Genomic DNA, 7635 nt, shown 5'->3' with positions numbered 1-7635 from the left:
ACCCAAAACGCCCAGTGTCGCGGGATGGAGCAGCCCGGTAGCTCGTCAGGCTCATAACCTGAAGGTCGTAGGTTCAAATCCTACTCCCGCAACCAAATCACAACACACACACGCACGCCGCCTCGGACAGCCCCAAGGCGGCTTTTTTTATGCCCGCGCCCTACCAGACCAGCGGAAGCGACTTGGGCCCAACCACACCGCCAGGCCAGTAGCTGATCACCGCATCAGACCGAACCGCAAAGTCCGGCAACCGCCGCAGCCACTCCTGCAACGCTACCTTCACCTCCAGCCGCGCCAGATGCGCGCCGATGCAGCTATGCACGCCGCCGGCAAAGGCCAGGATCGGCTTGCGTGGCCGGTTGAAATCCACACGGGTCGGATCGGGAAAGACGTCCGGGTCGTAATTGCAGGCGGGCAGGATGCTGTTGAACTTGTCGCCCTTCTTCATCTGCACGCCGCGCATTTCCAGATCCTGGGTCAGGGTCCGGCCGGAAAAGGTAACGGAAAAGACCCGCAGCAATTCTTCCACCTGGGCATTGATCTGATCGGGATGGGCGATGATCTCGCGCCGCCGATCGGGATTTTGCGCCAGCCACAGCCAGATATTGTTGAGCGTCGCGAACACCGTGTCGAGCCCGGCGATGAACAGGAAGAAGGTGAAGCCGAAAATCTCCCGCTCGCTCAGCGGTTCGCCACCCGGCCGCGCCTGGATGATCGTGCTGATGACGCCATCATCGGGCCTGGCCGTCTTCTCGACGATCACCTGCGCCAGATAGGCTTCGATCCCGCGCATGGCGAGGCCGGCGGTCATGCGATCCTGCGAATGGAGCAGGTCGACCGCCCAGCCGACGAAGGTATCGCGCATCTCCTGCGGCAGGCCCATGAGATCAAGGAAGATCGACACCGGCAGCGGTCGGCCGAAGGCGGTGGTGAATTCCACCTCGCCCGCATCGATGAAGCCATCGATCAGCTCGTTGGAAAGGCGGCGCATATAGGCTTCGAGCCGCAGCACGCTTTGCGGCGAGAAGGTCGGATCGAGGATCGCACGATATTTGCGATGATGCGGCGGATCGATCTCCAGCGGGATGAAATGGAAATAATTATTGGGATCGCGCGGGAAGGGCGTGGCCCCGGCGGTGGTGAAATATTCCGGATGGCGCAGCGCGAAGAAGGCATCCTCATGCTTGATCGTACACCAGCTGTTCCCGATCAACGGATTGACGCTGTAGAAGATCGGCGGATGCGTTTCGTGCAGTTTCGCCATGAAGGCGTGGGGCGCGGCGAGAAATTCGGGACCGGTGGTGAGGCCGATCTCGCGCACTAGTTCGGGCGGGACATGGGCGGGAATGTCCATCACCGGCGTTGCTTGGGTGGTTGCCATGATCGGGCTCCTCAATATTGCGCAGCGGGCAGGTGGACGACCAGCCCGTCGAGCGCATCGCTGGCGATGATCTGGCAGCCAAGGCGGCTGCTCGGGCGGCGTTCGCTGGCGGTGCATTCGAGCATGTCCAGCTCGGTCTGCGCAGGCGCGGGCAGACGGTCGGCCCAATCCTCTTCGACATAGCAATGGCAGGTCGCGCAGGCGAGGCCGCCGCCGCATTCGCCGACCATGCCGTCGAGCCCCTCGTTGAGCGCCGCGCGCATCAAATTCTCGCCCGTCGGCACATCGATCCGATGCTCCGCGCCGCTGGCCTCGACAAAGAGGACCGTCGCCATTGCACTCTCCTATATCTCTTTCCCGATGAGAACATTGTTCTCAATGCTGGCACTATAGTCGCAGGCTGCTAGATGGAAAGCGATTATTGCAGAGAGGATCGTCGACCATGTACCGGGTGCCGCAGACCGACGACGCGATCACGGAACTGGACGATCGCAACCAGCAGATCGTCGCCGCCGCCTATGATCTGCTCGACGAGGAAGGGCTGGAAGGGCTGACGATCCGTGCCGTATTGCAGCGCACCGGGCTCGCCCGTCGGGCGCTGTACGATCGCTTTGCGGGCAAGGATGATCTGGTCCTGGCGGTGTTTGCCCATACGCTCCGCCGCGCAGCGGAACAGTTCGGCGAACAGGTGCGCGACCTGCCGGACCCGCTGGCGCGGTTGCATCATATTGTGGCCGGTATCGTTATCGGCCGGGCAGCGATGGGCGGGGAATGGCAAGGCGGCCAGCGCCGGAGCGCGGCGCTCAGCCGCGAGCATCTGCGCCTGGCCGAGGCGCGTCCGGTCGAACTGCAAAAGGCGGTAAGCCCGCTCATCGACCTGATTGCCACGATCCTGTCCGACGGCATGGCCGAGGGGCAGGTCCGCGCCGGACCGCCGTCGTGGATGGCGCTGCTCGTCTATAATCTGGTCTCGACCACCGTCCACAGCCAGTTGCTTGCCGAGGAGGCCGCCATTCCCGACCGCCAGCGCCGATCCGAACTGGCGGTCGAGATATGGGAATTTTGCCGCCGGGCGATCGCGGCCTAGCGCGCCAGCTTCAGCCGATCGCGGAAGAAGGCGGTCATGACGTCGAAGGCCTCGCGCGATTCCGGCAGGGCGGGATCGTAGAAGAAGGCGTGGCCCAGCCCATCCCACATATGCAGGTCGGCATCGACCCCGGCCTTCACCAGTTCGCGATGGGTGTTGACGGTCGCGCTCATCTCGAAGGCGCGGGTGCCGGTGATCAGCAGCGTGGGCGGAAACAGTTTCAGCGTGGCCGGCGACAGCGCCGGCGACACCAGCGGATCGCTGCGGTCGATACCCTTGAAATAGGCGCGGACATCGTCGCGCGGCGGCAGCGCCTGGAAGGGCCGGGCGAAGCTCTGGCTGTCGCCGCCCCAGCGCGCGTCGCCCGAGGCGCAGAAAATGCCGATTGCGCCGGGCAGCGGCAGTTTCTCATGGATGAACCAGGCGATCGCCTCGGCCGTCAGCAGCCCGCCGGCCGAACAGCCGAAGATGCCGATATCCTGCGGTTGGTAGCTCTTGAGCAATTCGCGATAGACCTTGGTCACATCCTCGGTCGCGGCCGGCCAGATGGTTTCGGGCGCCTGGCGATAGGTGATGGAGAGGATCTCCACCCCGGCCAGCCCCGCGAGCGGGATCGATTCCATCATGCCGGTGCCGCCGGCCACGCCCATGATGAAGCCGCCGCCCGGCAGGTTGAGCAATATCTTCCTGCGGTTGCCTGGTGCGACGCCAGCCGCCGGTGTCGCACGCACGGCCGCTATGCCGGCCATCTGCTCCTCGCGCGTCGCCACCTTGTACATCGCCTTCAGCGCATCGATGCGCGGCGCGACGAGTTGCGGCATGCGCTGGCGCAGCGCACCGGCCTGCCAGGCGGCGACCGCGCGCATCATCGGCTCTTCGGGATCGGTCGGTGTGCGCGGCAGCGCCTTCTTCGCCGCCTCGCTCAGATAGATGGAGGGGGGCAGGCGAAAGCCGGGAACATGGACCGTGCCATCCGGCTCGATCGTGCCGGAAGCCACCGGGCTATCGGGTGGCGGCGTCTGGGCCGGTGCCGTCCCGGCCAGGGCCAGCAGGGTCAGCGGCAAGGCGAATCGTATCGTCATGAACATCGCTCCTCTCCATCTTATATTATGGTATATAATATATCGACTTGAGCGGGCGCGGCAAGGGGGCTAGACCGCGGTGACGATCGATCTCGACAGCGCCTTCACCGACCCGCTCGACGCGATGCTGGGCTTCCATCTGCGCCGCACGGCGGCGGCGGTCACCGGCGCGCTGGGCGAGGCGATGGCGCCGCTTGGCCTCAATCCGGGCGAAGCGACCTTGCTGCGCCTGATCGGCGCCAATCCGGGGTGCAGCCAGAGCGACATTGCCCGCGCGCTGCGCGCCCAGCCGGCCAATCTGGTGCCGCTCATCAACAAGCTGGCGCTGTCTGGCCTGTTGGACAAGGGCGCGGGCAAGGGCCGCGCGATCCCGCTGACGCTGACGGCGGAGGGGCAGGCGCTGCATGGTCAGGTCTGCGCGGCGTTCGACGCGCATGAGGCGCGGATCGGCCGTTCCATCCCGATCGAACAGCGCCGCGACGTCATCGCCCTGTTGCGCCAGATCTGCCTCGACGCCTGTTGCGGCCCGGCCTAGCCGGAGTCCGCCTCCACCCATAGCGGGTGGCGCACCATCGCGCGGGCGAACAGCTCGGATTCCAGATGCCCGGCCAGCCAGCCGCGCAACGCGGTCCAGGGCTGCGCGGCAAACCAGTCCGGCTCGACCGCCGCAAATTGCCGCACGAACGGAAAGATCGCCATGTCGGCCAATGTCCGCCGCGCGCCACAGAGCTGGGCCTGATCCCGCAACCGCGCCTCCAGCGCGTCGAGGCGCCCGGCCGCCTCGGTTCGATGGGCGATCGGGTCGCTGCCATGGCGCTCGGCATATTTGTAGCGATCCAGATGCCGCTTGAACGGTCCGTCATTGATCGCGATTAGCGCCCCGTCGTCACCGGCCAGCCACGCCTCTGGATCATGCCGGCCTAGCGCCCAGCGCATGATCTCCAGACTCTCGTCGATCACGCCTCCGTCGGGCAGGACCAGCACCGGCACCGTCCCCTTGGGCGAGGCGGCCAGCATCGCCGCCGGCTTGGCGCGCAGCAGGATTTCGCGATGCGCCACCGCCTGTCCGCTCACCAGCAGCGCCAGCCGTGCCCGCATCGCATAGGGACAGCGGCGGAAGGAATAGAGGATCGGGGCATCGGCCATGGCCCGCCTTAACCGCGGCCATCGCCAAAGAGTAGTCTTACTCCGCCTCGACCCATGTCGTCGTCAGCGCGCGCGGCGAGAGATATTTGGTCGAGGTCCAGCCGCCATCCACGACGATCGTCTGGCCGTTGATGAAGGCAGCGCCGGGCGAACAGAGGAAGGCGATGGTGCTGGCCACATCCTCCACCTCGCCCAGCCGCGGGAAGGGGGTGGTCTCCACATTCACCCGCTTGAACATCTCGTCCTCGAACCGGTGGCGCACCATGTCGGTCATGGTGACGCCCGGCGCGACGCAATTGGCGCGGATGCCCTGCGGGCCATAGTCGCAGGCGATGTGCTTGGTCAGCGCATCCAGCCCGCCCTTGGCCGCCGAATAGGCGCCGCCACGCCGTCCGCCGATCACCGCATAGGTGGAGGTGACGTTCACGATGCCGCAGCCCTCGCCCATATGGACGATCGCCTCGCGCGCCAGGCGGAAGGGCGCGCGCAGCATCAGGTCCAGGAACCCGTCCAGCGTGGCGTCGTCGGTCTCGTGCAGCGGCTTGGGGCTGCCCGCGCCGGCATTGTTGACCAGGAAGTCGATGCGGCCGAAGCGATCGAGCGCCAGCTGCACGATTTGCGCCGGCGCATCATCCTGAGTCACGTCGATCGACAGGGTGGCGACCCGCGCCGGATCGCCGATTTCGCTCTCCAGCGTCGCCAGCTTGGCCGGATCGCGACCGACGCCAACGATCGCCATGCCGGCGTCATGCAGCATCTTCGCCGTGCAGAGCCCGATGCCGCTGCCCGCCCCGGTGATGATCGCTACCTGCATCTATCCTGTCCTCTACTCTGTCCTGCCCCGCTCTTATCCGCTTCGCCGGGCATCGGCGAACCGCCATGGCGATGCCTTGCCGCCCCGGCTTGAACCCGCGCGCATGCCGCGTCACCCCTGCGCCATCACCGCATAAACAAGGGAGAGCCGCTCATGTCCGAACTGCGCTACGACGATCGCGTCATCGTCATCACCGGTGCCGGGCGGGGGCTTGGCCGCGCCTATGCGGAACTGCTGGCCGCACGCGGGGCCAGGGTCGTGGTCAATGATCCGGGCAGCGCCGTGCGTGGCGAGGGGATCGATGCCGGCCCTGCGGCCGAAGTGGTGGCCGCGATCCAGGCGCAGGGCGGCGACGCAATCGTCTCGACCGACAGCGTCGCCACGCCGGAGGGCGGCCGCGCCATCATAGAGGCGGCGCTCGACCATTATGGCCGGATCGACGGGCTGATCCACAATGCCGGCAATGTCCGCTACGGCTCGATGCAGGATCTCAGCCAGGAAGATTTCGATGCGGTGCTCGACGTTCATCTGCGCGGCGCCTTCCATGTCGCGCGCGCTGCCTTCCCGCATATGTGCAAGGCGCGCTATGGCCGCATCATCCTCACCAGCTCGATCGGCGGCCTCTATGGCAATCGCGATTGCGTCAATTATGGCATGTCCAAATCGGGCATGATCGGCCTCAACAATGTGCTGGCGCTGGAGGGGGAGGCCGAAGGGGTCACATCCAACATCATCGTGCCCGGCGCCGTCACCCGCATGGCCGAGGGGCTGGATATCTCCCAATATCCGCCGATGGGGCCGGAACTGGTCTCGCCGGTCGTCGCCTGGCTGGCGCATGAAAGCTGCTCGGTCACGGGCGAGATGCTGGTGTCGATCGCCGGCCGCGTCGCCCGCGCCTTCATCGCCGAAAGCAAGGGCGTCTATCAGCCCAGCTGGACGCCGGAGGATGTCGGCGCCCGGATCGACGCGATCATGGACAGCCAGGATCCGCTGGTCTTCGGGCTGGAGGGCCATGTCGACCATATCCGCTACAGCTTCGGCCGCGCCGTCGCGGGGGAATAAAGGCCGCGTTCGGGTTGTATCCGGCCGATCGTATACGGCCAGTCGAATCCCGGCGGTCGATGCGCTATGGATCGGGCATCCCCGTGCGGAGTCGGAACCCATGAAGGCGGAACGGATCGACGAGGCCAGCCTGCGCCAGCTGGTCGAAAGCTTCTATGCCCGCGTCCGCGCGGACGACCGGCTCGGTCCGATCTTCAACGACGCCGTGGACGACTGGCCGGCGCATATCGACCGGTTGGTCGATTTCTGGTCGTCGGTGATGCTGTCGTCGGGCCGTTACAAGGGACAGCCCGTCCCGGTGCATATGGCGCATCGTGACCGGATCATGCCCGACCTGTTCGACCATTGGCTGAATCTCTGGTCGCAGACGACCGACGCCGTCATGGTTCCGGCGGCGGCCGCCGCCTTGCAGGACAAGGCGCAGCGGATCGCGGAAAGCCTGCAACTCGCGCTGTTCTTTCGGCTGGGGGCGCCACCGGCCGCGGGGGCATGAAGGGCGCGCGGATACGCGCCCCTGTCCGCCTTATTCGATCGTCACGCCGACCACGCGCCAGCCGCCATTTTCGCGATCCAGCGTCACCGTCTCGATCGCCTGCGCCTGGTTGGCGTAGCTGGCGCGGAATTTCACCACTTCATAGCCATGGGGCGGGGCCGGCAGTTCCTCCTGGCTCAGCAGGCTGCGGGACTGGAGGGTGCCGAACCGGCGGCGCATCGTCTGCGACACCTCGGTCCAGACCTGCACCGTGTTGAGTTTCTGGAAAGCGCTGCCGGTGCCGCGATAGCTTTCGGCCCATTTGTCCTGGTCGATCAGCGCCAGCCATTGGCGCGCGGCGTCGACGACCTCGGCATTATGCGCCTGGGCGGCGGCCGGCATCGCTTGCGGTGTGGGGGCGGCATCGGGCAGGACGGCGAGCGCCAGCAGGCCAAGGACAAAAGTCATGAGAAGCACTCCAGGAAGGATCGGGCGCCGGCGATCGGCCGGCCCCACGCCGACGACCGGCGCCTCGTCCTGATCCGCTTCGACCGGGGCTGCGTCTGCCCCCAATAGCCTGTCCCCCAGAAA

10 protein-coding genes and 1 tRNA gene are annotated in these 7635 nt (G+C 66.2%); 5 read left to right on the top strand and 6 right to left on the bottom strand.

The window, feature by feature from the left end:
* The first annotated feature begins 18 nt into the window (after positions 1 to 18).
* Positions 19 to 95: transfer RNA gene (locus CG471_RS28190), tRNA-Met, on the top strand.
* Positions 96 to 160: 65 nt separating this feature from the next.
* On the opposite strand, the gene CG471_RS28185 is transcribed toward CG471_RS28190, so the two are convergent.
* Together CG471_RS28185 and CG471_RS28180 are read right to left on the bottom strand one after the other, a co-directional pair.
* Positions 161 to 1381 (bottom strand): cytochrome P450, encoded by a 1221-nt coding sequence (locus tag CG471_RS28185; RefSeq protein WP_099234472.1) that lies wholly within the window; start codon positions 1379 to 1381, stop codon positions 161 to 163.
* An 11-nt stretch (positions 1382 to 1392) separates the two neighbouring features.
* Entirely contained in the window at positions 1393 to 1716 is a 324-nt protein-coding gene (locus CG471_RS28180) for a 2Fe-2S iron-sulfur cluster-binding protein (protein ID WP_004209122.1), read from the bottom strand.
* A gap of 107 nt (positions 1717 to 1823) precedes the next feature.
* On the opposite strand from CG471_RS28180, the gene CG471_RS28175 reads away from it, so the two are divergent.
* Positions 1824 to 2468, top strand: a complete 645-nt coding sequence (locus tag CG471_RS28175) for a TetR/AcrR family transcriptional regulator (protein WP_099234471.1) — start codon at positions 1824 to 1826, stop codon at positions 2466 to 2468.
* On the opposite strand, the gene CG471_RS28170 is transcribed toward CG471_RS28175, so the two are convergent.
* On the bottom strand, positions 2465 to 3550 hold the full coding sequence (locus CG471_RS28170) for an alpha/beta hydrolase fold domain-containing protein (RefSeq protein WP_099234473.1): 1086 nt from the start codon (positions 3548 to 3550) through the stop codon (positions 2465 to 2467). The genes CG471_RS28175 and CG471_RS28170 overlap by 4 nt on opposite strands.
* 79 nt (positions 3551 to 3629) lie before the next feature.
* Here CG471_RS28170 and CG471_RS28165 point away from each other — a divergent pair, with 79 nt between their 5' ends.
* Positions 3630 to 4085 (top strand): MarR family winged helix-turn-helix transcriptional regulator, encoded by a 456-nt coding sequence (locus CG471_RS28165; RefSeq protein WP_099234470.1) that lies wholly within the window; start codon positions 3630 to 3632, stop codon positions 4083 to 4085.
* Here CG471_RS28165 and CG471_RS28160 read toward each other — a convergent pair.
* A complete protein-coding gene (locus CG471_RS28160) occupies positions 4082 to 4696 on the bottom strand; it encodes a glutathione S-transferase (protein ID WP_099234469.1) in 615 nt (204 codons plus the stop codon). The two genes, CG471_RS28165 and CG471_RS28160, sit on opposite strands and share 4 nt — an antisense overlap.
* Positions 4697 to 4733: 37 nt before the next feature.
* On the bottom strand, positions 4734 to 5510 hold the full coding sequence (locus tag CG471_RS28155; protein WP_099234468.1) for an SDR family NAD(P)-dependent oxidoreductase: 777 nt from the start codon (positions 5508 to 5510) through the stop codon (positions 4734 to 4736).
* A gap of 153 nt (positions 5511 to 5663) precedes the next feature.
* On the opposite strand from CG471_RS28155, the gene CG471_RS28150 reads away from it, so the two are divergent.
* Together CG471_RS28150 and CG471_RS28145 are read left to right on the top strand one after the other, a co-directional pair.
* Positions 5664 to 6572, top strand: coding sequence for an SDR family NAD(P)-dependent oxidoreductase (locus CG471_RS28150; protein WP_099234467.1), 909 nt, complete (start codon positions 5664 to 5666; stop codon positions 6570 to 6572).
* A gap of 100 nt (positions 6573 to 6672) precedes the next feature.
* On the top strand, positions 6673 to 7065 hold the full coding sequence (locus CG471_RS28145) for a group III truncated hemoglobin (protein WP_099234466.1): 393 nt from the start codon (positions 6673 to 6675) through the stop codon (positions 7063 to 7065).
* A 30-nt stretch (positions 7066 to 7095) separates the two neighbouring features.
* Here CG471_RS28145 and CG471_RS28140 read toward each other — a convergent pair.
* The coding region (locus tag CG471_RS28140) for a DUF4019 domain-containing protein (RefSeq protein ID WP_099234465.1) at positions 7096 to 7635 on the bottom strand (540 nt) is incomplete at its 5' end.

Source organism: Sphingobium sp. IP1 (assembly GCF_002708645.1).
In the GTDB taxonomy this organism is placed as follows: Bacteria; Pseudomonadota; Alphaproteobacteria; order Sphingomonadales; family Sphingomonadaceae; genus Sphingobium; species Sphingobium yanoikuyae.
Note: the sequence above shows the minus strand (reverse complement) of the source record. Positions and strands in the feature narration are given on the sequence as shown.